The 22,285-nt window shown below is 46.6% G+C and carries 24 protein-coding genes; 14 read left to right on the top strand and 10 right to left on the bottom strand.

Features of this window, described 5'->3' with window-relative positions; all coding sequences use genetic code 11:
• The first annotated feature begins 17 nt into the window (after positions 1 to 17).
• The 12 genes from ABZR88_RS20055 to ABZR88_RS20000 all read left to right on the top strand — a co-directional run bounded on the left by ABZR88_RS20055 (position 18) and on the right by ABZR88_RS20000 (position 9,333).
• Positions 18 to 818, top strand: coding sequence for a shikimate dehydrogenase (locus tag ABZR88_RS20055; protein ID WP_107827737.1), 801 nt, complete (start codon positions 18 to 20; stop codon positions 816 to 818).
• A 26-nt stretch (positions 819 to 844) separates the two neighbouring features.
• Positions 845 to 1,405 carry a gliding motility lipoprotein GldD gene (gene gldD, locus ABZR88_RS20050; protein WP_245917005.1) on the top strand — a complete coding sequence of 187 codons (561 nt, stop codon included), beginning with the start codon at positions 845 to 847 and terminating at the stop codon, positions 1,403 to 1,405.
• A gap of 217 nt (positions 1,406 to 1,622) precedes the next feature.
• Entirely contained in the window at positions 1,623 to 2,261 is a 639-nt protein-coding gene (locus ABZR88_RS20045; protein ID WP_107827735.1) for an MBL fold metallo-hydrolase, read from the top strand.
• 129 nt (positions 2,262 to 2,390) lie between these two features.
• Entirely contained in the window at positions 2,391 to 3,617 is a 1,227-nt protein-coding gene (locus ABZR88_RS20040) for an ABC transporter permease (protein WP_107827734.1), read from the top strand.
• A 3-nt stretch (positions 3,618 to 3,620) separates the two neighbouring features.
• Entirely contained in the window at positions 3,621 to 4,037 is a 417-nt protein-coding gene (locus ABZR88_RS20035; protein ID WP_107827733.1) for a hypothetical protein, read from the top strand.
• Positions 4,038 to 4,136: 99 nt separating this feature from the next.
• The gene (locus tag ABZR88_RS20030) at positions 4,137 to 4,508 is read left to right on the top strand and encodes a ribosome-binding factor A (RefSeq protein WP_107827732.1); all 372 of its coding nucleotides are present in this window, start codon (positions 4,137 to 4,139) and stop codon (positions 4,506 to 4,508) included.
• A 9-nt stretch (positions 4,509 to 4,517) separates the two neighbouring features.
• Positions 4,518 to 5,204, top strand: a complete 687-nt coding sequence (locus ABZR88_RS20025) for a peptidoglycan DD-metalloendopeptidase family protein (protein WP_107827731.1) — start codon at positions 4,518 to 4,520, stop codon at positions 5,202 to 5,204.
• A gap of 619 nt (positions 5,205 to 5,823) precedes the next feature.
• Positions 5,824 to 6,492, top strand: a complete 669-nt coding sequence (locus tag ABZR88_RS20020; RefSeq protein ID WP_107827730.1) for an energy transducer TonB — start codon at positions 5,824 to 5,826, stop codon at positions 6,490 to 6,492.
• A gap of 99 nt (positions 6,493 to 6,591) precedes the next feature.
• Complete coding sequence (locus tag ABZR88_RS20015) at positions 6,592 to 6,930, top strand: hypothetical protein (RefSeq protein ID WP_107827729.1); 339 nt, start codon at positions 6,592 to 6,594, stop codon at positions 6,928 to 6,930.
• Between the two features lie 9 nt (positions 6,931 to 6,939).
• Positions 6,940 to 7,635, top strand: a complete 696-nt coding sequence (locus ABZR88_RS20010; protein ID WP_107827728.1) for a peptidylprolyl isomerase — start codon at positions 6,940 to 6,942, stop codon at positions 7,633 to 7,635.
• A gap of 110 nt (positions 7,636 to 7,745) precedes the next feature.
• A complete protein-coding gene (locus tag ABZR88_RS20005) occupies positions 7,746 to 8,519 on the top strand; it encodes an exodeoxyribonuclease III (protein WP_107827727.1) in 774 nt (257 codons plus the stop codon).
• 88 nt (positions 8,520 to 8,607) lie between these two features.
• Positions 8,608 to 9,333: a DUF1080 domain-containing protein gene (locus ABZR88_RS20000; protein ID WP_107827726.1), complete on the top strand. Its 726-nt coding sequence runs from the start codon at positions 8,608 to 8,610 to the stop codon at positions 9,331 to 9,333.
• Between the two features lie 38 nt (positions 9,334 to 9,371).
• Here the strand turns inward: ABZR88_RS20000 and ABZR88_RS19995 are convergent, their stop codons facing one another.
• A complete protein-coding gene (locus ABZR88_RS19995) occupies positions 9,372 to 11,042 on the bottom strand; it encodes a glycosyltransferase family 39 protein (RefSeq protein ID WP_107827725.1) in 1,671 nt (556 codons plus the stop codon).
• 107 nt (positions 11,043 to 11,149) lie between these two features.
• Between ABZR88_RS19995 and ABZR88_RS19990 the strand changes: the two genes are divergently transcribed.
• Positions 11,150 to 11,866 carry a 2-phosphosulfolactate phosphatase gene (locus ABZR88_RS19990; protein ID WP_107827724.1) on the top strand — a complete coding sequence of 239 codons (717 nt, stop codon included), beginning with the start codon at positions 11,150 to 11,152 and terminating at the stop codon, positions 11,864 to 11,866.
• A 549-nt stretch (positions 11,867 to 12,415) separates the two neighbouring features.
• On the opposite strand, the gene ABZR88_RS19985 is transcribed toward ABZR88_RS19990, so the two are convergent.
• From ABZR88_RS19985 to ABZR88_RS19950, 8 genes are all read right to left on the bottom strand, one after another.
• A complete protein-coding gene (locus ABZR88_RS19985; RefSeq protein ID WP_170113555.1) occupies positions 12,416 to 13,978 on the bottom strand; it encodes a tetratricopeptide repeat protein in 1,563 nt (520 codons plus the stop codon).
• A gap of 350 nt (positions 13,979 to 14,328) precedes the next feature.
• Positions 14,329 to 14,955 (bottom strand): HAD family phosphatase, encoded by a 627-nt coding sequence (locus ABZR88_RS19980; protein WP_107827722.1) that lies wholly within the window; start codon positions 14,953 to 14,955, stop codon positions 14,329 to 14,331.
• Complete coding sequence (locus ABZR88_RS19975; RefSeq protein WP_107827721.1) at positions 14,945 to 15,307, bottom strand: hypothetical protein; 363 nt, start codon at positions 15,305 to 15,307, stop codon at positions 14,945 to 14,947. The genes ABZR88_RS19980 and ABZR88_RS19975 overlap by 11 nt, the downstream gene beginning before the upstream one ends.
• Before the next feature lie 240 nt (positions 15,308 to 15,547).
• Positions 15,548 to 16,336 (bottom strand): SDR family oxidoreductase, encoded by a 789-nt coding sequence (locus tag ABZR88_RS19970; RefSeq protein WP_107827720.1) that lies wholly within the window; start codon positions 16,334 to 16,336, stop codon positions 15,548 to 15,550.
• A gap of 10 nt (positions 16,337 to 16,346) precedes the next feature.
• Entirely contained in the window at positions 16,347 to 17,177 is an 831-nt protein-coding gene (locus tag ABZR88_RS19965; protein WP_107827719.1) for an amidohydrolase, read from the bottom strand.
• Entirely contained in the window at positions 17,164 to 18,021 is an 858-nt protein-coding gene (locus ABZR88_RS19960) for a fumarylacetoacetate hydrolase family protein (protein WP_107827718.1), read from the bottom strand. The genes ABZR88_RS19965 and ABZR88_RS19960 overlap by 14 nt, the downstream gene beginning before the upstream one ends.
• Positions 18,022 to 18,115: 94 nt before the next feature.
• On the bottom strand, positions 18,116 to 18,880 hold the full coding sequence (locus ABZR88_RS19955) for an SDR family NAD(P)-dependent oxidoreductase (protein WP_107827717.1): 765 nt from the start codon (positions 18,878 to 18,880) through the stop codon (positions 18,116 to 18,118).
• Positions 18,881 to 19,069: 189 nt separating this feature from the next.
• Positions 19,070 to 19,837 (bottom strand): DUF6515 family protein, encoded by a 768-nt coding sequence (locus ABZR88_RS19950; protein ID WP_211309764.1) that lies wholly within the window; start codon positions 19,835 to 19,837, stop codon positions 19,070 to 19,072.
• A 218-nt stretch (positions 19,838 to 20,055) separates the two neighbouring features.
• On the opposite strand from ABZR88_RS19950, the gene ABZR88_RS19945 reads away from it, so the two are divergent.
• On the top strand, positions 20,056 to 21,678 hold the full coding sequence (locus ABZR88_RS19945) for an NADP-dependent glyceraldehyde-3-phosphate dehydrogenase (protein ID WP_107827716.1): 1,623 nt from the start codon (positions 20,056 to 20,058) through the stop codon (positions 21,676 to 21,678).
• 40 nt (positions 21,679 to 21,718) lie between these two features.
• Here the strand turns inward: ABZR88_RS19945 and ABZR88_RS19940 are convergent, their stop codons facing one another.
• A complete protein-coding gene (locus tag ABZR88_RS19940) occupies positions 21,719 to 22,285 on the bottom strand; it encodes a GNAT family N-acetyltransferase (protein WP_146166499.1) in 567 nt (188 codons plus the stop codon).

The following is a 22,285-nucleotide window of genomic DNA, read 5'->3' as shown; positions in this document are numbered from 1 at the left end:
GTAACTAATATTACAGCATGAAACATTACGGGCTTATCGGCTTTCCGCTTTCGCATTCTTTTTCAAAAAAATACTTTACAGAAAAATTTGAAAAAGAGGGTGTTACAGACCATCAGTATGATTTGTTTGAGTTGCAGAATCTGAGCGATTTTCCAGACCTGCTGCGTGCGCAGGCAGATCTGTGCGGACTGAATGTTACCGTGCCACATAAGATTGGCGTGTTGCATTATATGGATTGGTTAAGCGAGGAGGCAAAAGCTATTGGTGCCGTAAACTGCATTCGCATCACCGCAGAAAGCCCATTAGAGGCCGCTTTCTCTGGCGAGGTGGGCATCAAAGGGCATAATTTTAGGCTGGAAGGGTTCAATACCGATGTTTATGGCTTTGAGCATTCGCTGAAACCGCACCTGACGCATCACCACAAAAAAGCTTTATTGCTTGGCGATGGTGGCGCTGCCCGTGCGGTAAAATATGTTTTAGATAAACTGGAGATAGAATACCAGGTAGTAACCCGTCGCCCGGCACCGGGTAATATTTTATTCAGCGATCTTACTACAGAAATGATGGACGAATACCTGGTTGTCATCAACACCACGCCGGTAGGCACCTACCCAAAAGTAGACGAATGCCCGCCCATTCCGTATGAATTTATCACAGATCGTCATTTGTTATATGATTTGATCTATAACCCCGAAGAAACGCTGTTTTTGCAAAAGGGAAAAGAAAAAGGCGCTACCATCAAAAATGGTTTTGAAATGCTGGTGCTGCAGGCCGAGCGTTCATGGCAAATTTGGCAATCGCATAAAGTAAATTTATAAAGATGTTGTTGAGGGGATTATTTGCGATGCTGTTAGCGGCCCTGGTGCTGAGCGCTTGTGGCGGAGGTGGTGATTACTCGCCCAAGCCACATGGTTTCTTCCGCATTAAATTTCCTAAGAAAGAGTACCAGGAATACAGCGAGGGCTGTCCGTTTGTCTTTTCTTATCCCAAGTATGCGGTAATAGAACCAGATCGAAAGGCCGGTGCTGGCAACTGCTGGCTCAATATGCAGTTCCCCGAGTTTAAAGCCACGCTGCACATCAGCTATGATCAGATCGCCTCAAAAAAGATGTTCGATGAACTGGTAGAAGACTCGCACAAGCTGGCCTTCAAACATACCGTAAAAGCCAGCGCTATTGACGAGGGCTCTATCAGCAACCCGGCAAAAAAGATTTATGGTATTTATTATACCATTGCCGGCAACGCTGCATCATCGGCCCAATTTTACCTAACCGACAGCACCCGGAATTACCTGCGCGGGGCGCTCTATTTTAACAACGAGCCCCGGTTGGACTCCATCCAACCCGTGCTTGATTTTATTAAGAAGGATGTTAATGTGATGATTAAAAGCTTCCGCTGGAAGTAGCGGGGTGAAACTATAAACCATCATGTCATTTCGACCAACGGGAGAAATCTTTTCGGAGCGGCTTGACGGGATGCAGCTCCGAGAAGATTTCTCAGTCGCCCTTAAGCGCATTCCCATAGCTGCTTCTTCGAAATGACAAATTGTAGATACACAATCAATAAATCATCTGCACATTTGCACAATCACTCATTTAAAACTCACTCATTCACTCATAGAAATGGCCCGAGTAAAAAAACTAACCAACAGCCTCATCGGCGAAAATACCTACATTGTTTACGATAACAGCGGCGCTTGTGCTATTATTGATCCGGGCATGTACACCGCTTTTGATCAAAACCAGCTGAGTCATTTCATCACCAATAATGACCTGAAGCCCACGCTACTGCTCAATACTCATTGCCATTATGACCATGTTTTCGGCAATAAATTTGTGTTTGATAATTACGGATTGAAACCCCAGTTTCACCGTGGCGAACTGGAGCTGTTGCAGGAAGCCCCTGCATGGACACAGCAGATGGGCCTGCATTATGAACTATCGCCACTACCTGATACATTTTTGCCCGAAGAAGGTACCATTACCTTTGGACAGACCACATTTGAACTGATCTTTGCACCTGGCCATTCGCCTGCACATCTTTGCTTTTACTGCCAGAAAGATAATTTCCTGATAGGTGGCGATGTACTGTTCAGAGGCAGTATAGGCCGTACAGATTTCCCGGGAGGTAGTCATGAAATGCTGATCAAAAACATCCGCGAAAAGTTGTTTGCATTACCGGATGATTGCACCGTCTATCCCGGTCACGGGCCAGAAACCACCATTGGGTATGAGAAACGGATGAACCCGTTTTTGAACTGATTAGACCAGGCCTGCAGTCGCTCGGCTGGAGCCGAGCGACTGCCGCGTAAATTCGAAATTGAACATTCGAACTCCGAAATTCTTCCTCCCCCTTTAGGGGGCCGAGGGGTTTGCTATCTTTGCAAACACGTGAACACCTCTGTCTACATAGCCAAGCGTTATCTTTTTTCGCGCAAAAAGATGCACGCCATCAATATCATTTCAGGCATTTCTATGCTGGGGGTATTTGTGGGTGCGGCGGCTTTGTTTATTATTCTGTCGGTGTTTAACGGGTTTGAGAAAGTGATCCTGTCGCTCTACAGTAATTTTACGCCCGAACTGAAGATCGAGCCTAAAGAAGGAAAAACCTTCGACCCCAATACTGCCTACTTTAAAGCGTTGCATAAAGACCCGCGGGTATTCTCATACACCGAGGTGCTGCAAGAAAAGGCCCTCATTCGTTATGGTAACAGCAAGGTGATAGGTACGGTGATGGGCGTAAGCGATGAATTCCTCCGGAGCAAACAGCTGGACAGCACCATACAAGACGGCGCTTTTATGCTGCACACCGGTAATACTGATTTTGCGGTGCTGGGCGCATCGGTGCAGGCCAATCTGGGTATCAATATTAAAGATCCGCTGGCGGCATTACAGATCTATTCGCCAAGGCGAACGGCTACTGAGTCCTCCAATCCGCTTAATGAGTTTGTGGTGCGCAGCATTTACCCATCGGGTGTGTTTGCTGTGCAGCAAGATTTTGATGATATCATAGTTACCCCCATCAGCTTTATGCGCGATTTGCTGGGGCAGCCGGTAGAAGTATCGTCTATCAATATCAACTTTAAAAACGGCACGGATATCAAAAGCGTGGAGGCAGAAGTAAGCGATAAACTCGGGCCGAAATATGAGGTAAAAAACCGCATCATGCAAAATGCGGTGCTTTATAAAACGTTGAATTATGAGCGCTGGTCTATTTATATGATTCTTACGTTTGTGGTGGTTATCGCTATATTTAATATCATCGGTTCATTAACGATGCTGGTAATTGATAAGCAAAAAGACATTGCTATACTTACTGGCCTGGGTGCCGGCAAGCGAATGATCCAGGGCATCTTCTTTTTTGAGGGAATGATGATCTCGATGATTGGCTGTGTGGCCGGATTGATTGCCGGTAGTATTTTCTGTCTTTTACAGGAGCATTTCAAGCTGGTAAAAATGGGTAGCAGCATGACCGTGATGGATGCTTACCCGGTAGATATTAAGTTTTTTGACTATATTATTGTACTTTTAACTGTAACCATTATTGCGGTTATAGCATCTGGCATTAGCGCCCGGCTGAGCGTGAAACGCCTTGACGAGATAAAACAAGATCTGTAAGCCATGAACAATACATTAACCAAAATATTGCTGCTGCTGGCTGCGGTGGCAATAATTGCCGGCTGTGGGGAGGGCAAGAAGAAGGAGCAAAAAAAGCAACCGGTGATCTATCGTGGTTTGTATAGCTTTGGTCCGGAGGCAAAAACATTTAAAGACTATATAAGTGGACATGAATATTGGGTGATTGATAGTTCTGCCAAACTGGAGCTGAGCTACTCGCAGCTTAATTTTGAAAAACCTTACACGCCTGTTTATGTTGAAATAGAAGGCAGCAAAATTAAGTCGGGCAAAGACGCACAGGACGCTGGGATTGATAGCACCATCATAGTGAAAAAGTTGGTTAAAATAACCAAAGAGATCCCGCCAGGCGTTGCCAGCAAGTGGAGCGGAAGGGCAAAGGCTGAAAGCACAAAACGCTAAGCATATTGCCCCTTGATAACCACCCACAATGTAATAAGAGGAAGATTTAAGCCTTGTGCCTTAGACTTTCTGCTTCATCACCTTTAAACCTAAAAAACAATGGAATCTAAAAGACAACAAAAATTTGCCGGTGTTATTCAGGAAGATCTGGCTGCCATATTTCAGCGCGAGGGCATGAGCTTTTTGCCCAATACGCTGGTTACTATTACCAAAGTACGTGTAACACCAGATCTGGCCCTGGCCCGCGTGTTTCTAAGCTTTTTTAATAGCCCAAACCCGCAGCTGGCTGTGCAGACTATCAAAACGCACAGTTCAGAGATCCGTTATAAACTGGGTGCCCGTATTAAAGACCAGGTGCGCGTTATCCCGCAGCTGGAGTTCTTTTTGGATGATACCAACGAGTACGTAGAGCGTATGGACAAGATCTTTGAACGCATCAGTCACGAAGATCGTCAGAAAGACGAAGAGTAATCTGGCTTAATGGACAAGCATCAACTGCTGCAGCAATATCTGGAAAACAATCCCCATAAAAAGGGAAAAGTGGTAGATATTGATCTGCAGCATGATTGTTTTTTACCACTTGATTTTACCGATCAAAACCAGGAACTCACCTTGCAGGATCTGGTAGATACCCGGCTGTTCAGCAATTGGGTTGAAGCCAAGCTGGCCGAGAGCGGCTGTCGCTACGGCATTGGCGGCTACCTGGAGCATCGTACTATTTACGGTCGCAGTAACTTGTTTGGGGCTGGTAAAGAACCCCGTCGCCTGCATTTGGGGATGGACATATGGAGCCCCGCCGGAACGCCCGTTTACGCGCCGCTGCAAGGCACTGTTCACAGTTTTCATGACAATGACCATTTTGGCGATTATGGGCCTACCATTATCCTGCAACACGATCTGGATGGTTTGATCCTTTACTCTCTTTACGGTCATCTAAGTCGCCAAAGTTTGGACGGACTAGCCGTTGGGCAGTCCATCGCTATGGATCAACAGATAGCCAGCTTCGGCACATCGGCCGAAAATGGCCAATGGCCGCCGCACCTGCACTTTCAACTGATGTTTGATATGGAAGGCATGTGGGGCGACTACCCCGGTGTATGCCGCTATTCTGAAATGGAGCGGTACCGGGCCAATGTGCCAGATCCCGCTTTGGTATTGGGGTTTTAAATCTCAGGAGGATGGTGCTGAATTTACATGTCATTGCTAATATGTACTGTAGCCCGCTCATTGCCGCGGAGGCTATTTCTTTTTGCTTGATCAAAAAGAAACAAAAAATCAAGTCAGAACAATCCTTCCGCGCGCCCTGCGATTTTTTATTCTCGCACAGCTCGATAAAAAATTAGCATTCCCGCCAACGCCGGCCCGGTGTTCTGACTGGCCCACGCTCTTTTTTCTTTCTACAATATTGGTTTCCAAAATTCTGAAATAGGGTGCGGTGGCCGACAGCGGTCAGCTTCTGGGTGAAGTCAGGCAGAACATGTTGGGCTGTGCGGTGGCGAGGGCATTCAGATTGGCACAGAAGGGTAAAGGCCCGTGCGTAGCGTGAGCGGGGTGTCAAACTGCGGCCCTGTGGTTCTGAGTGATTTGCAGGGCGGGGCTTGAGCGGCAAAAGAAGCATTCCGTTGTCAATGCGTTTTGGTTACTTTTTCGCCAAAAAGTAACAAGCCCTCCCGCGGCGATTGAGCGGGACGGAAGAACATGTAGTAGAGGCTTGGGCTATGAGCACTACGGCCCCACCCCGAAGAAACCATATCCCAACTCTTTACGTTATCTTTAATAAACAAAGATGCGCCGCTTCACCCTCGTGATATCGTTCCTGGTTATTGCTATAATGGCAAGCGGGCAAGCTATATTTAAAGGCGGCGAGGGTGCGTTGAACACGTTTCTGCAAAAACACATCGTTTATCCTGAGTTTTCCAGCCGGAACTGCATTGGCGGGATTATATACATAAGTTTTAAAGTTCAACAAGATGGCTCATTGAAAGAGATTGCCGTGCAAAAAGGCATGGGGATTGATTTGGATGATGAAGCCTTGCGCGTAGTAAAACTTACGCGTGGTATGTGGTCTATTAGCTCGCCTGGAATAACAGAGGCCCGAATGGTGTTGCCCATCCGTTTTTCGCCTGATAATAACCGGTGTATAAGTGTCAATAATATTACCAGGCAGCAAGCTGTACAAGCCTATCAGAACCGGCAGGAGCTGGAAAATGCGGTGACCAATTACTACAAAAATAAATATGCCGGCAAGGCTGATACCACTAAAGAGCAGGAGATCATCGCACTGAAACAACAACTGGGTTTTGATGATGAACTGATAGGTGAGTTACTACAAAAGGCCGACGCTAAACAAAAGCAGGGCGATACCGACGGCGCCTGCGAAGACTGGAATTTTATCCGCAACATTGGCAGCAATCGCGCCGACGATTTTATAGCGCACTATTGCGGCAAGCAATAGGCGATGGACCAATTGTTTGACCATCGGCAGACACAACACCTGGTCGATTCCCCGAACATCACCGCATCCAGACAAACTAATTGTATATCTTTGGTCCTTATGACACCGGCCGAGATCAATACTAAATGGAAAGAGTTGCAAGCGCGCATTGCCGAAGATTTTGACAGCGACACGCCCGATATTAAGGTGATGCTGTTCCTTATCGGCGTGCAGGAGTTGGGGCAGGGGCCGCGCAAATTCGGCAAAAGGCAAAAAGAAGAGTTGATGCATATTGCCACCTGCAGGTTGTTTAGTCTGATGGGTTTCTATGAACTGGAAGGTCTGGATCAGGACGGCTGGCCGCACTGGAAACTGGTTAAACAAATCCCTAATTACACGCTGCTGGAGCAAGAACTGGTACTCAAATCGCTCATCATCGAGTATTTTGAAAATATGTAAATTACGTTGATGAAACGGCTAAACCTTATCTTGTTACTCGTGCTATGCGCCTTTAGCGCTATGGCTCGTTCGCCTAAAAATCAATACGTGCGCATCAGCACAGCTTATGGGCAGTGCATTATCAGGCTGTACAACCAAACACCAAAACATCGCGATAATTTTATCAAACTCACTAAAAAAGGGTTTTACAACGGCACGCTCTTTCATCGGGTTATCCAGAGTTTTATGATCCAGGGTGGCGATCCGGATTCAAAGAACGCACAACCGGGAGCACAGCTAGGTAATGGCGATGTAGGCTATACCATCCCTGCTGAATTTAATGATAGCTTGTTTCATAAACGCGGTGTGCTGGCTGCAGCCAGAGACGATAACCCCGTCAAAGCATCCAGCGGATGCCAGTTCTACATTGTAGAGGGCAAGCGTTTTACCGATAAGTTGTTGGACACGTTAGAGCAAACGCGTTTAAAAGGTTATAAAATACCCGAGTGGCAGCGCGCCTGGTATCGCTCGGTTGGCGGCACGCCACACTTAGATCATAACTATACTGTTTATGGCGAGGTGGTGATGGGCATTGATATGATAGACCGTATTGCTGCCGTTAAAACAGACGACCGTAACCGGCCATTGGAAGATGTGCCCATGAAGGTAACGCTGCTTAGTAAGCGCGAGTGTAAGCAGATGGATAAGTTGCTTTGGCCGATATAATTATTTCAGATTTCGGATGTTCAATTGCGGATTTGTATTTTTTTCTTGTAAAGATCAGACGCCGTTAAAGTAATTCCGAAATTGAACATCCGAAATTCGAAAATCAGAAAATGAAGATCATTACCTATAACGTTAACGGCATCCGTTCTGCTATCAGTAAAAACTGGTTGGCCTGGCTGCAGGCTACTGATGCCGATGTGGTTTGTTTACAAGAAATAAAGGCGACGCCCGATGTGCTGACCGATCTGTTCCTGGTAGAACAACTGGGTTATCAGCACTATTGGTATCCGGCAGAGAAGAAGGGTTATAGCGGCACCGCCATCTTTACTAAACATACTCCCAAACATGTAGAATACGGTTGTGGCATTGCCGATTATGACCGTGAGGGCCGTAACATCCGGGTTGATTTTGAAGATGTGTCGGTAATGAGTGTTTATTTTCCGTCAGGTTCCAGTGGCGACGAGCGTCAAGGTTTCAAATTTCGTTTCCTCGAAGAATTTGGCGATTACCTGCATCAGCTAAAAGAGAGTGTCCCCAACCTGGTGGTGTCTGGCGATTATAATATCTGTCACAGGGCAATAGATATTCATAACCCTAAATCAAACGCCAACTCATCGGGCTTTTTGCCGGAGGAGCGGGAGTGGATGGAGCAGTTTATCAATAGTGGTTTTATCGATACCTTCCGTCATGTGAACCCAGAACCGCACAACTATACCTGGTGGAGTTTCAGAGCTAATGCGCGCGCTAAGAACCTGGGCTGGCGTATAGATTATAACATGGCGACTGAGCCGCTCAGGGAACGGATCAAGCGGTCGGCCATACTTGCTGAGGCCCGGCATTCAGACCATTGCCCCGTGCTGTTAGAGCTGCATCCGGCAAAGTAGTAACTGTTTCCAGCACAACCATCATTGTACAGGACTGTTATATCGGCAACAATCAGCATCTTTAGATCAACCAATTGTACCCCATTTCATGAAAATCTTAAAACTGATCCCTGCGTTTCTGTTTTTCGCTGTCGTTATTTCGGCATTCAAAATTGTTCAGCAAAAAGAAGAAGGCTTTAAGCCGATGTTTGACGGCAAAACCCTGAAAGGCTGGGATGGCGATCCCAAATATTGGCGCGTAGAGAACGGCGAGATCATAGGTGAGGTTACTCCGGAAACCATTCTGAAACGTAATACTTTTCTGATTTGGCAAGGTGGCAAACCGGCCGATTTTGAACTAAAAGTATCGTACCGCATATCGGCAAAAGGTAACAGCGGCGTTAACTACCGCAGCGAGGTAATTGACAGCCTGCCTTATGCCATGAAAGGTTACCAGCAGGATATTGACGGTAAAGACAAATACAACCTGGGCTATCCCCGCTATAGCGGCCAGAATTATGAAGAACGCGGTCGCCAGTTTTTAGCATTGCGCGGTCAGCGTACCGTAATAGAGAACGGCAAGCCACGCGTGGTTGATTCGACAGGTACCCAACAAGAGTTATTGAAAAGTATTAATTACGATGGCTGGAACGAGTTGCACATCATCGCCAAAGGCAATAAACTACAACATTACCTTAATGGTAAACTGATGAGCGAGGTTGTTGATAACGATGAAGCCAACCGCAAAATGAGTGGCATGATTGGCGTACAGGTACACGTAGGCCCGCCCATGAAGGTTGAATACAAAGATTTCAGGATAAAAATATTGAAATAGTATCCTGGCCAGATCGTAATAGTTCCCCCTTTAGGGGGCTAGGGGGTTACTAACACCACATCCGAATGCGTTACAACCTCGCTTCGCGTCGCGGCATTCAAGAACTTTGGCTTCAGCATGCTGATCCAATACTGATTAAATGTGCTAAGTTGTCGAATTTTCCAGCCCTGTTTCCTCAATCCTTCAATCACCTGATGATCACCATATAAAATGAATGGCTTGGCGGTTGTGGTGTCATGCCCATTAGGATCTATAGTGATGAGCGGTTTGTTGAGATAAAACTCCAGGGGGAAGTTATAATTATCGCCGGTTTGAGCCACAGGCAGATTGTTGGTATTATGCTGATTGATGTAGAATGCCGCTTCGCTACCTGACTGGTAATGCAGTAATGCCGGATAAAACACCAGGTTTAAATACAGGTTAACAAAAAACGCCACGGCAACGGTTTGAAGCATAGTGCGCGTTAATCCGTAAGCTGATGTTTTGCGCACGGCTCTAAACACTATTAGCAGGAGCACCGCAAGGACGGCGAATATGGTCCACGATGACGGTCCCGGTTTAAAGAAATACTGCAGTGCCATAATTACCACCAATAGCAGGGTCATGACGATCCGTTGCGTGATGTTGACCGCTTTCAGGCTTTTTTCTTTTTTTAAGTTCCTGAGGAAATAAGCAAGTTGTATAGCAAACAGCGGGAATACAATGTTAAGATAATAAGGCAGCTGAAATTTAGAGGCCGAGAAGACCAGAAACGTCAGCAACGAGCCGCACAGGCAATGCCATTGATAGCGCTGCGCCTGCTTAACGTTGGCTTTGATTGACCAGAACAGGCAGGCAAACAACAGCAACGACCATGGCAAAAAAGCCCACAGCAGCGTATGCACAAAAAAGAAAGGATCGCCGTTGCCTTTAATGGGGCCATTATTAAAGAAGCGACCGATCTGACTATCCCACAAAAACCATTTAATGCCTGATACGGCATGCTGGCCAAATACAACCTTCTCCGGATGGCTATCAAACTGCACATTGAGGCAGTAAACCTCGGGTAATATCATTACGCTTATCAAAATAATAGCCAGCAGCCAACGCCAATGGAACAGCTGAGGCCAGGCGCGGGTAATGAGCAGGTGTCCGCCAATGGCGCCACCGATGGGGATGAGCGCAAACATACCCTTAGTCATGATAGCCATAGCGGCAAACATCGATGCCAGGAGTAAATGCCCTAAGCGGGTTTTATCTGTGGTGCGGTAAAAATGGTAGATAGAAGCAATGATGAGGCCGGTAAGGTAAGGCTCGGCACGTACATCATTGCTGGAGATGATGATATGCTCTGCAGTAAGTAGTATCAGTACGCTCCACAGTGCTACCTCTTTGCTTTGATAGAGTTTAATGGCAAACCGGTAGGTATATAGGGCGCCCATCAGCATAAATAGAATGCCCGGGAGTTTATAAGCCCAGGTCTTGATGCCAAATAGCTCGTAAGATAGTGCCGTGATCCAGAACGGGAAGTGTGGCTTATCCAGAAAGTCTGTACCCTGTACGTAAAGGTTCACAAAATCATGCCGCCAAACCATGGTTTTGGCAATGCCGGCATAATAGGTGCCATCGGGCCCAATAATGGTAATAAACAGTCCGCTAAAGTTAACGGCCACCGCCAGCGCGATAAAGATGTAAAGCCACTTATAATAAGCCGTGGATTGCAGGTTCATTGCCAGCAAAGATAGTTAATTGCAGCTGCCGTAATGCACATTTTAATTAAGCGGCAATTGGGGTTAATTAACTAATCGGCTACCTTTGCAGCCAAATAAATTAAGCCGTGACCAAAAAACTGGAAGTTTGCCTGAGCCCCGCTTTACTGGGCCTTTATGATGTAAAAGATTATGTAGTGGTGATTATTGATATCTTCAGAGCCACCTCATCTATTTGCTATGGTATTGACAATGGTGCCGAAGCCATTATCCCCGTAGCCGAAGTTGAGGAATGCCTGGCCTACAAAGAATTTAACCCAGATTACCTGTTAGCAGCCGAGCGCAATGGCGAAGTTGTTGAAGGCTTTGATTTTGGTAACTCGCCTTTCTCTTACACTACAGAAAAAGTTTCGGGCAAAACGGTGGTGCTTACCACTACCAACGGCACGCAAGCGCTGCACCTGTCGCGTGCGGCAAAAAAGGTGGCTATAGGTTCTTTCCTGAACCTTACACCGCTTTGCAATTGGCTGAAAAGTTTGAACGAAGATATACTGCTGGTTTGTGCCGGCTGGAAAAACAACTTTAATCTGGAAGATACGCTGTTTGCCGGTGCTGTTGCCGAACAATTAAAAGACTTCGACTACAAAATGGACGATCCGGCCATTGCCGCCAATGATCTTTTTCAGCTGGGTAAAAATGATATTGCCCAGTACCTCAAAAAAACATCGCATAGCGAACGCTTGAAGAAGCTGGGCATAGAGGCCGACATTGCTTTCTGTTTGCAAACAGACATTACTACGGCTATACCCGTTTTAACAGACGAGAAGTTGGTGCGTTTGCGCTAGGGTTAGGAATTTGTAGTTGCTAATGCTTCGTCGCCGTAAACGTAAGTCTTTTTACCGCAGTAATTGCATTTATACCTTTTTAAAGGAAGCCAAAACAATAGCAGTTTCATTAACATCGGGCGTGGAGCGCGGGTGTCTAAAACGCCATTGGCGCATTTCTGGCATTTCCTCTTGTTTTTTATTGTGTTCATGGTGTTTTGCTTAAAAGTTATACAAGTGAGTTGCCCTTAATTATTCGTTATAAAAATACGTTATAATGGGGCTGAAATTGATGTGCAAACGGTGGACAAAACAAGGACAAGAGTGTTTTGGCAAAACATTTTATTTGCCAATGTAACAGGCTTTGTTTTAGTGCGAAAGAGAGGATGTGGTTAATGGCTTTTCTTCAAAAGCAAGCGAATTGCTCCTGTTTTGAACCAGAATGACGGTTTATCTAAGATTATAACGCCCAGAGTGAGTTGCTTGAAGCGAGAGCTACAAAAGATAAAGAGAACTAAGCAGATAATGCCTAAGGAATCAACATAAGATGGACAGAGGGGTGGACATGCCTCAGATATTGGCTATCACTTGTTCCAGCTCGGCTTCGGCAGGTAATTCCATTTTTTTACGCATGCGTTGTTTTGATTTCTTTACCCCTTCAATAGTAACGCCCAGCATGTTTGCCATTTCACGATTGTTCAGCCCCAGTTTTAATAATGATAGTAGGCGCGTATCGGTATCTGTTAAATTAGGGTAGCTTTTGCGTAAGCGGGTAAAAAAGCCGCCATGCACCTTACTGAACAGTTTCTTAAACTCGTCCCAGGTTTCATCGGTCATGATGCGGGCCTGCAACAACTTCTCAAGGTTTTCGGTAGTTTTCCGATCGGTAGAATCGGCTTTAAAGTTGGCTATCTCACTTTTAAATTTCTCTATAATGGCATTGTTCTGTTTCAGGTTCTCGGTATACTGTTTCAGCAGGGTTACTGCGTTTCCCAGTTCTTCATCAACCCGGCGTTTCTCGGCCAATAACAGTTGTTGGTTTTTTCGCGCGTTGGAGCGGTAGCGATTAAATAACAATGATACCACCGCAATGGTTAGCACCAATATCACTATAACTGCATTGCGTTTAAATTTTGATAGCTCACCACGGTTACGCAGTTGTTCCAGTTCTGCTTGATGGCGTTCTGCTACCCACTTTAGCCGTACGTTTTCAACGGCAACAATATTATCGCGTTTGTTCAGGCTGTCTTTTAGTATTTCATATTGCTTGCTGTACTTTATCGCAAAGGCAAGCCTGCCAGATTTTTGATATACTTCTGCCCGTTGCCTGTTCAACTCTACCTGCGATATCAGGTTAATGGCGAACTTTTTATTAACGGTAAGTTTTTCTGCAGTATCCAGTTCAGCCTCGGAAAGTTTCAAATTGCTACGCTCAATGTTGATGCGGCTTAGCCTTAACAGCGCGGTGCCGGCATTAACAGAATCTTTGAAGCGGATAGATGTCTCGTAATCGTTCCTGATCAAGGGCTCTGCCTGTGCGTATTTGTTTTGTCTGAAATATACCGACCCAATATTGCCATTGATGATGCCCAGCCAGGCTGTATCTTTTGAGGCTACGGCATAGTTGCGGGCACTTGAAAAATAGTTTAACGCATCTTTATAATTGCTCTGATTACGGTAGATGAGCCCGAGCGTATTGATGATATTAATGCGTGCCCGTTCTGATTGTAAGGGATAATCCAGCGCTTGTTTTAGGAGGGTGCCGGCACTATCATAATCTTTCAGACTGTAGTAAAAATTAGCTTGTTCTGCCAGGTACTGCGATAAGTTGGGGACGTTTTTAAAACCTATCTGTCTAAATTTTTCATAAGCCTGCAAGAAGCATTGGCAAGCATCGGTATTGCGACTGAAGGTGAAGAGATAGGATGCTTTTTTTTGCAAGGAGATGGCTTCATCAATGGGTAATTCATTGCTAACGGCAAACTCAATAGCCTGCTGATAATAGTCAATACTTTGTTGATTAAAGCCGCGGGTAGCCGAATAATAATCAGCACGAAAGGTCAATACGGCGCATTGTAGTGATAGGTCATTCCACTGTGTTGCCATCTGACGCAAAGTATCCAGCGCACGCATGGCCGCTTGTTCATTGGCTTTGCGGTAGTTGCTTTTATAAAGCCCAAAGGCTTGTGCTGCCCGATCATCGGGTTTAAGGTTTTTTAAGGCTAAGAAGACTTGTGTAGGAGATGAAACAGGAGTTCCAGACCGCGCGGCGGAAGATAAAAAAAACAGTAAAATGCAAAAAGCAGCCCTGATCGCTTTCCATTTGGGCAGCCTTGTGCAAACGTTGAAGACGATCATTGCAGGCAGGCAGGTTGTGTATGCACAAATATAATATCCCTTTTAGGAATATTTAATTAATGAATAACTACTCGGGGTAAAAATTGTAATACCAAGCAGCGAAAGCTCTGGTTGTTAAATATTAGTTAAATTTTATCAACCCTAATCCATTTCATACCTGCTGCTTCTGCCGCCGCAACGCCTGGATTACCATCCTCAAAAACAAGGCATTTCTTCGGATCAACGCCCAGCTTTTCGGCGGCCGCCAAAAATGGATCCGGGAATGGTTTGCCATTGGGGGTTTCGCCGGCACAAACCATTACTTCTACCAGATCTGACACGCCGATAATTTGTAGTGTACGGGTAATAGCCTCACGACTGCCGCCAGACACTACGCCAATCCTCACTTTACCGGCGTTGGCTATCAGATGCTCTACCACGTAATCTATGGGTTGTATTTTTTCGATGTACTCGGCATTGAACAGTTCATATTTCAGGCGATTAAATTCCTCAGGATCAAAGCTGGCATCATACCGGCGATTGATCTCTTTTACCACCTCCACAATAGGCCATCCGGCCAGCTCGTCAATCATGGTGCCGTCAATGTTCACACCGCCATCTGCCGCCACGCGAACGTAGGTTTCGGTATGGGCTGGCATATTATCGGCCAGGGTGCCATCGCAATCATACAGGAAGGCCTCATAGTCGCCCTGGGTCATTTCCTGTAGTTTATGGAATTTTTGATTATCTGTGGCCGTTGTGTTATTGTTCATCTGGAGTAAAATTGATGGTTTTCTGTGGATCAAAAGGTACGTAAGCGCGCTTCCATGGCTCATCGCCCAGCATTTGCCAGGTGTGGCCGCTGCCGGTGGTATCCATAGCAATCAGCACTTCGCCGGGTTTCAGCACAAATTCTTCGCCCGTAAAGGTTTTGAAATGAAGGGTACCTGTAAGGCAGAGCACATATTGCGTAGTAGGCGCGGTGTGCCAGTTATAATGGGTGTGCGGTGCGGTTTCCTGGAAGCGGATGGTAACGCCATCGGTAAGCACACCCTCGGCAACATGCCCGGTCTGCACGTGCGAGTGTCCGTCGGTGCCGGTGGTAAGCAGGTAAGCTCTGATCATCGTGCGCAAAGTTATGCTTTTGATGATAAGCCAGTGTTGCTAAAAGTTCATTTTTTAGCTTGAAACGTTGATTGGAGATAAAGTAACACGTCATTGCTAGGCGCGAAGCAAACTCTGCAAAGGACAGTCCCACATGTTAAGCGGACATGCATGTACAGAGATTGCTTCGTGCCTCGCAACGACGTAATGGCGTATTAGGCTTACGAAGTTTTAAAAACCTCGTAAGTCTATATGAATATCTTATGCGTTAGCCAGCGCCCTATCCAGATGCACATAGCCCCCATCAACGTGGATGATCTGCCCGGTGGTGTGGCTTGAGCGTTCTGACAGCAGGAAGGCTGTGGTGTTGGCAATTTCCTCTGAAGTGGTCATGCGGTGTTCCAGCGGGATGCGGTCTGTAATTTCTTTCAGCATCTCGTCTGGGTTGCTCAGGGTTTTGATCCAGTTGGAGTATTGCGGTGTCCAGCATTCTGCCACTACAATGGCGTTTACACGGATGCCGTATTTTAGTAACTCTACTGCCCATTCGCGGGTTAAGGCGTTACGGCCACCATTAGCAGCAGCATAGCCCGAGGTATGGCCCTGACCGGTCTCGGCTGTTTTAGAAGTAATATTAAGGATAGACCCTTTTGATGCTTTCAGCGCTGGTAAAGCGTGATGAACAATCAGGTAATAATGGATCAAACTGTTATGCAGCGATTGTACAAAACGTTCGTAGCCGCCATCTTCAAGGCCTACACCGTCATTTAAACCTGCGTTGTTTACTACGCCCTCAATGCGGCCATACTCGGCCATTACGGCATCAACAGCTTTTTTACAGTCTTCGGGCTTTGAAAGTTCGGCTTCTACCTGGAAGGCCTGGCCTCCGGCTGCTTTAATGTCATCTACCAATCGTTGATTGTCAACCGCTTTGCGGCCCACCACTACAGGGATAGCACCTTCGGCTGCCAGTACGCGGCAAACTCCCTCGCCAATGCCCTTGGCGCCGCCGGTAACGATGATTACCTTGTTTTTTAATAACAGGTCCATGAAAATGTTTTTATAGGTTATAAAAGGTTATTGCGTTGCCGCCAAAGATAGCATTTTGCTCGCTCGGCGAAAGTGCGGCGCAATAATCGCTTAAAATACCTTTTACCTGCGCATATTGGCCTGCTATAAGGCACACCGGCCAATCTGACCCAAACATCAGTTTGTTGGGGCCGAATGCATTGAACACCACATCAAGGTAGCGTTTAAAGGTATCGTTGGTCCAGTTGTGCCAGTCGGCCTCGGTTACCATGCCCGATACCTTGCACCAAACGTTTTCCTGGCGGGCCAGCAGATCAATCTCTGCCGCCCAGGTATCTATCTTGCCGTCCTTAATATAGGGCTTGGCAATATGATCGAGCACAAATTTCTGATCAGGGAATTGGCGTACCAGTTTTTCGGCATATTTCAACTGATCGGGGAAGATCAGAATGTCATACGTAAAGCCGTATTTGTTGAGCAGACTGATGCCTCGCATAAAATCAGGCTCCAGCATCAGCGCGCGGTTGGCTTCGCCCTGCAACACATGGCGAAAGCCTTTCATCAGCTTGGTATGACTGTAGTATGCCAGCCGGTCTTCAATGTTTTCTGCACGCAGATCAACCCAGCCAACTATGCCTTTAATAAAATCGTTCCCCTCGGTTAGGCCGAGCAGGAAAGAGTTTTGTTCTTCAGACTGATCGGCCTGAACGGCTACGCAGCCGTCCATGCCGTTCTCATGCAGTACGTATTTCAGTTCCTGCGGCAAAAAGTTTTTTTGGATGGCCGACATGTCGTCGGTTATCCAGCTATCGCGCACCGGGTCAAAAACCCAGAAGTGCTGATGTGCATCAATTTTTTGCATATGCCTTTACGGTTTGTTTTGAGGTGCCCAGGCCATCAATACCCAGTTCAACCACATCACCCGCTTTAAGGTATACAGGCGGCTTAAAGCCCAGACCCACACCTGCAGGCGTACCGGTAGATACTACGTCACCCGGCAGCAGGGTCATAAACTGGCTGATGTATGATACCAGGTAAGGCACTTTAAAGATGAAGTTGGCAGTAGTACCATTCTGCATAGGCTCACCATTAACGGTTAACCACAGTTTCAGGTTGTCAACATCGGCAATCTCGTCGGCAGTAGCCAGAAATGGGCCCATTGGCGCAAAGGTATCGCAACCTTTGCCTTTATCCCAGGTGCCGTTACGCTCCAGCTGGAACTCGCGCTCAGAAACGTCATTATGCAGCACGTAACCGGCGATATAGTCGGCAGCTTCAGCCTCTTCAACATAGCTGGCCTTTTTACCAATTACAAAGGCTAATTCTACTTCCCAATCGGTTTTTACCGAGTTTTTTGGGATGATGATGTTATCATTAGGGCCAACCAATGAGGTGGTACTCTTCATAAACATTACCGGCTCTGATGGCAGTGGTGCATTGGTTTCATTCGCGTGATCGGCATAGTTCAAACCAATACAAACAATTTTAGACGGACGGGCAATAGGACTGCCCAAACGCTCGTCATCGCTAACTTTAGCCAGTTTGCCTGTGTTGCTTTCCACAAAAGCAGCTAAACGGGCCAGGCCGTCGTTCTCAAAAAACGCTTCGTTATAATCTTCGCCGAAGGCAGAAGTGTCATACTTTACATCGTCAATAATAACGCCTGTTTTTTCTTTGCCTGGCTGGCCGTAACGTATCAGTTTCATATTTTATAATGAGTGAATGAGAGAGGGAGTGAATGAGTGAAGCCAACAGGTTGTTACCTTTCAGCTTTCACCTTTATCCTTTCACCTCAAAAAATTAGTTATTAAGTTTAATAAATCCGCCGTCAATATGGTAATCGCATCCGGTAATAAATGACGACTCATCGGCACATAAATATAGAATGAGGGTGGCTATCTCGTCAACAGTACCCATCCTGCCTATTGGTTGCGATTTAGAAAGTTTCTCAAAGATCTCTTTCTCCTGGCCCGGATAGTTTTTAGCGATGAAGCCATCAACAAACGGGGTATGCACACGCGCCGGACAAATACAGTTACAACGGATGTTCTCAGCCAGGTAATCTCGGGCTACAGAAAGGGTCATGGCTTGCACGGCGCCTTTGCTCATAGAATAGGCAAATCGGTCTGCAATACCTACCACAGCACCGATAGATGACAGGTTCAAGATTACCCCGCCACCGTTTTGCGACATTACCGGAATAATGGCATGCAAACAGTTGTAAACACCTTTAACGTTGATGCGGAAAACGCGGTCAAAATCTTCCTCGCTGGTGGTATCGGCTTTACCTACGTGGGCAACACCGGCATTGTTTACCAGGATATCGATTTTGCCAATGCTGGCAATTACTTCATTAATAGCCGCCTGGTTGCTTACGTCGACAGCATGTGAGATGGCAACGCCGCCTTCGGCAGCAATTTCGCCTACTACATGTGCGCCTTGCTCGGCACTCAGGTCTAAAATGTGGCATTTGGCGCCTTGTTTGGCAAACAGTTTGGCTGTAGCGCGACCGATGCCGCTGCCGCCGCCTGTAACAACGGCTACTTTTCCGCTTAAATTGAACATGACAGATGTATTTAAAATCAGGCCTTTAGCAGGCTTTGGTTAACAGCGTCAAATTAAGCAAAAGATTACCGGAAATTTTTACTCAGATTTTGTTAAAATCTTATGAAATATTGACATGTTTTTCTGCGCAACAAAAAAGGCGCACCTTTTGGTACGCCTCACTGCTATATAAATGATTAAATTAAGTAATTACATATTATTATAAACCGGATCGGCCTGTGCCTTGCCAGGGTTGTTGCCGCTTGGTTTTTGAGGCGGAGCCGGGGCTGGTGCAGGTGCCGGAGCATTTTGATCGTCGGCCTCTGGAATGCTGGCTATGCGGTAGCTGATCTGGTTGTTGGCATCGGTAAACTCTTCATAATAAATATCGTCTGGCGATACCCAATACTTTTTGCCGTTCAGGGTTACTTTGTGGCAGCCGTCGGGCAGATCGGTAACAATATCACCTACTTGTGGGGCTTGTATTTCGTCCTGCGGCTGGCCGTTTGCGCCATCGGTGTTCAATACACCATCTTTGCCCGATACGATGTAGGCCTTTTTGCCTTTCTCATCTACCGTTTCTTTATAATAAACACCATTCAGCTCGTAATACTGCACGCCGTCTATAGTTATAGGGTGTGCGTTGGATGGTATTTTAGGTATAATGGCGCCGATTGGTGGCGCAGCTACCTGGTAGCCATTATCAGTTTGACGATAGAATGTGCCGCCCCAGTAATAATACATATCGGGCCCATAATAAAACGGATAATAACCATACGGCAGGGTATTAATATAAAAACCTACACGCGGGTAAATGGGGCGGTAGCTAAAGCCTAAGCCAAAACGCGGGCCGCCAAAGCCCAAACGTACACCACCTCTGAAACCGCCGCGCACGCGCTGTGCGTCGGCTTGTGAAAAGGAGAGCAGCAGCAGTCCGGCAAGCGCCATACCGGAGATGCTTTTATACAAAGTTTTCATGACTTGGAGATTTTTTAGGGGTAGAACCTTTTTTTAACACTTTAATTGTGTTTTGGACTGAATATTTTCAGCAAGGTTTAAATGGCCATTATGAAATTCATATTAAATAATTGAAAATGTTAATCGAAGTACTTTTTGTTGTTTCAAAAATTACGTTCTTTGTCGTTTGCTTTTTACACTAAGAGCAACACACAGATCAAATTAAAACAACAAAATTTATGAGTTTTCAAGACCAACTCAGATCTCTGTTTGTTGACGAAGGCCAGATACCCGAAGCTTATCGGATTGAGGAACTTCATCAGCGTGAGTATTTATGCAACGGAGAGATGAAAAAATGGGACGGCCCGATAACTGAAGTGTACTCGCCGGTACTGATCCCTACAGCCGAAGGGTTAAAGCGCAAGCTGATTGGTACTTACCCCATCGGTACCGAACAAGAGGCTAACGAAGCCCTGGAAGCTGCCTTGCAGGCGTATGACCATGGCCGTGGCGAATGGCCAACCATGAGCATTGCCGACCGTATTAAATGCATGGAGCGCTTTGTTTACAAAATGAGCGAACAACGCGACCTGGTGATCAACCTGATTATGTGGGAGATTGGCAAGTCGCTGGCAGACTCTACCAAGGAGTTTGACCGTACTGTAGAATATATCACCGCTACTATCGATGCGCTGAAAGACATCGACCGTCAGTCGTCTCGTTTTGAAATTGCCGAAGGTGTGGTAGCGCAGATCCGCCGCTCGCCGCTGGGTGTGGTGTTGTGTATGGGCCCGTTCAACTACCCGTTGAATGAGACCTTCACTACCCTGATCCCTGCTATCCTGATGGGCAACACCCTGCTCTTCAAACCACCTAAACATGGTACTTTATTGCACTACCCGCTGTTAAAAGCCTTCCAGGAATCATTCCCTAAAGGTGTGGTAAATACCGTTTACGGTCGTGGTGCAAACGTTACGCCTGGTTTGATGAAAACCGGTAAGATTGACGTGCTGGCCTTTATCGGATCGAGCAAGGTTGCTAATGATTTGAAGAAAAGCCACCCGAAAATTAACCGCCTGCGTGCCGTGTTAAGCTTAGATGCAAAGAACGCTGCCATCATCACCAAAAACGCCGACCTGAAGTTGGCTGTTAGCGAGTGTATGCTGGGTGCGCTTTCATTTAACGGACAGCGTTGTACCGCCATCAAGATCATTTTTGTTCACAAAGATGTGGCTGATGAGTTCAACAAACTGTTAGGCGAAGCTATTGCAAAAATGACTCCGGGCCTGCCGTGGACCAAAGGTGTTAACCTTACCCCGGTTACCGAACCTGGCAAACCAGCTTACCTGGCCGAGTGCATTGAAGATGCTAAAGCTCATGGCGCAACCGTAATTAACGAGAACGGCGGTGCAAATGCCGAGTCGTTTGTATTCCCTGCGGTAGTTTACCCGGTTAACGAGAAGATGAAACTGTACCGCGAGGAACAGTTTGGTCCGGTTATCCCGGTTATTCCGTTTGAGTCTATCGAGGAGCCTATTACTTACCAGATTGATTCTCCGCACGGTATGCAGGTAAGTATCTTCAGTAACGATCCGCATGAGATTGCATCGCTGATTGATCCTTTTGTAAACCTGGTGAGCCGTGTTAACATCAACGCACAGTGTCAGCGTGGTCCGGACGTGTTTCCGTTCACCGGCCGTAAAGACAGCGCCGAAGGTACCCTGTCTGTAGCCGATGCCCTGCGTGCGTTCTCTATCCGCTCTTTGGTAACCACCAAAATGAACGATACCAACAAAGCGCTGCTCAACGAGATTGTGAACGAAGCAGAGTCTTCATTCCTGAGCACAAGGTTTATTCTGTAGACCCCTCCCAAACCCTCCCCGAAGGAGAGGGCTTTGATATTCATGAGCAATAAAACAACTTGCCCTGTGGCCCCTCTCCTTTGGAGAGGGGTTGGGGTGAGGTTATGGCGAAAATATGTTCATCCATAATTTCGCCATTTTTTATGACCGATTGTTTGATGATCCCCTGCCGCTCAAAGCCGGCTTTTTCCAGCACCCGCATGGAAGCGACGTTGCCGCCGAAGGTGTTGGCCTGTATAGCAATTACATCCAGCTGGCTAAATGCGTAATTCACTATCAGTTTTACGGCTTGTGGCATTATGCCTCGCCCCCAATAATGTTCGGCCAGCCAGTAGCCCAATAGCGGAGTTTTGCGGTAGATATGGGCACGAAACTCCAATCCAATACCACCAATCACTTCATCATCCGTAGCAATAGCAAAATTGATTACAGGGTCTTGCCCTTGCCAGCGCTGCACCCAGGTTTCCGCATCGGCCATGGTGTAGGGCGATGGAAAGCGGTCTGACACATAGCGCGCAACCATCGGATTATCTGCATTGCGCTGCATAGATCCGGCATCTGTTAAACGCCAGTTTCTGAGTGTAAAGCCATTGCCTTGAAGAATCAT

This window comes from Mucilaginibacter yixingensis, assembly GCF_041080815.1.
GTDB lineage: Bacteria > Bacteroidota > Bacteroidia > Sphingobacteriales > Sphingobacteriaceae > Mucilaginibacter > Mucilaginibacter yixingensis.
This window is presented reverse-complemented; position numbering and strand designations above follow the sequence as displayed.

Coding starts and splice junctions, on each gene's coding strand:
- ABZR88_RS20055 (WP_107827737.1), top strand. CDS start 18: ATGAAACATTACGGGCTTATCGGCTTTCCGCTTTCGCATTCTTTTTCA.
- gldD (WP_245917005.1), top strand. CDS start 845: ATGCTGTTAGCGGCCCTGGTGCTGAGCGCTTGTGGCGGAGGTGGTGAT.
- ABZR88_RS20045 (WP_107827735.1), top strand. CDS start 1,623: ATGGCCCGAGTAAAAAAACTAACCAACAGCCTCATCGGCGAAAATACC.
- ABZR88_RS20035 (WP_107827733.1), top strand. CDS start 3,621: ATGAACAATACATTAACCAAAATATTGCTGCTGCTGGCTGCGGTGGCA.
- ABZR88_RS20030 (WP_107827732.1), top strand. CDS start 4,137: ATGGAATCTAAAAGACAACAAAAATTTGCCGGTGTTATTCAGGAAGAT.
- ABZR88_RS20025 (WP_107827731.1), top strand. CDS start 4,518: ATGGACAAGCATCAACTGCTGCAGCAATATCTGGAAAACAATCCCCAT.
- ABZR88_RS20020 (WP_107827730.1), top strand. CDS start 5,824: ATGCGCCGCTTCACCCTCGTGATATCGTTCCTGGTTATTGCTATAATG.
- ABZR88_RS20015 (WP_107827729.1), top strand. CDS start 6,592: ATGACACCGGCCGAGATCAATACTAAATGGAAAGAGTTGCAAGCGCGC.
- ABZR88_RS20010 (WP_107827728.1), top strand. CDS start 6,940: ATGAAACGGCTAAACCTTATCTTGTTACTCGTGCTATGCGCCTTTAGC.
- ABZR88_RS20005 (WP_107827727.1), top strand. CDS start 7,746: ATGAAGATCATTACCTATAACGTTAACGGCATCCGTTCTGCTATCAGT.
- ABZR88_RS20000 (WP_107827726.1), top strand. CDS start 8,608: ATGAAAATCTTAAAACTGATCCCTGCGTTTCTGTTTTTCGCTGTCGTT.
- ABZR88_RS19995 (WP_107827725.1), bottom strand. CDS start 11,042: ATGAACCTGCAATCCACGGCTTATTATAAGTGGCTTTACATCTTTATC.
- ABZR88_RS19985 (WP_170113555.1), bottom strand. CDS start 13,978: ATGCGTGCGCTGGATACTTTGCGTCAGATGGCAACACAGTGGAATGAC.
- ABZR88_RS19980 (WP_107827722.1), bottom strand. CDS start 14,955: ATGAACAATAACACAACGGCCACAGATAATCAAAAATTCCATAAACTA.
- ABZR88_RS19975 (WP_107827721.1), bottom strand. CDS start 15,307: ATGATCAGAGCTTACCTGCTTACCACCGGCACCGACGGACACTCGCAC.
- ABZR88_RS19970 (WP_107827720.1), bottom strand. CDS start 16,336: ATGGACCTGTTATTAAAAAACAAGGTAATCATCGTTACCGGCGGCGCC.
- ABZR88_RS19965 (WP_107827719.1), bottom strand. CDS start 17,177: ATGCAAAAAATTGATGCACATCAGCACTTCTGGGTTTTTGACCCGGTG.
- ABZR88_RS19960 (WP_107827718.1), bottom strand. CDS start 18,021: ATGAAACTGATACGTTACGGCCAGCCAGGCAAAGAAAAAACAGGCGTT.
- ABZR88_RS19955 (WP_107827717.1), bottom strand. CDS start 18,880: ATGTTCAATTTAAGCGGAAAAGTAGCCGTTGTTACAGGCGGCGGCAGC.
- ABZR88_RS19950 (WP_211309764.1), bottom strand. CDS start 19,837: ATGAAAACTTTGTATAAAAGCATCTCCGGTATGGCGCTTGCCGGACTG.
- ABZR88_RS19945 (WP_107827716.1), top strand. CDS start 20,056: ATGAGTTTTCAAGACCAACTCAGATCTCTGTTTGTTGACGAAGGCCAG.
- ABZR88_RS19940 (WP_146166499.1), bottom strand. CDS start 22,285: ATGATTCTTCAAGGCAATGGCTTTACACTCAGAAACTGGCGTTTAACA.